Source organism: Pseudoalteromonas sp. S3178 (assembly GCF_005886985.1).
Classification (GTDB): Bacteria; Pseudomonadota; Gammaproteobacteria; order Enterobacterales; family Alteromonadaceae; genus Pseudoalteromonas; species Pseudoalteromonas carrageenovora.
This window is the reverse complement of sequence record NZ_PNCW01000431.1, coordinates 1-333: the sequence shown is the minus strand read 5'-3', so window position 1 is coordinate 333 and position 333 is coordinate 1. Positions and strand designations below refer to the sequence as shown.

Here is a 333-nt window from a genome sequence, read left to right as displayed (position 1 = left end):
TATTTTGGCGTTTTTACAGCAACAATATGATCAAGTCGCGATGGAGGTCTCTTCCCATGGCTTGGTGCAAGGTCGAGTTGATGAGTGCGACTTTGATGTGGCTGTTTTCACCAATTTGACGCGCGATCACTTAGATTATCACGGTGATATGCAAAGCTATGCAGAAGCCAAGAAACTACTATTTACTCGCTGTGCGCCAACTCACACAGTCATCAATATTGACGATGTAGTGGGGGCTAGTTGGGCTGCTGAATTCAATGACGACACCGTGGTTGTTTACGGTCGCTGGAGTGAAGCGCATAGCTACCAACAATACGTATTCTTTGATGGCGT

The 333-nt window shown here is 46.2% G+C and carries 1 protein-coding gene; it reads left to right on the top strand.

Features of this window, described 5'->3' with window-relative positions; all coding sequences use genetic code 11:
* A partial coding sequence (locus tag CWC11_RS21615; RefSeq protein WP_249330800.1) for a Mur ligase family protein occupies nucleotides 1–333 on the top strand: 333 nt, incomplete at both ends.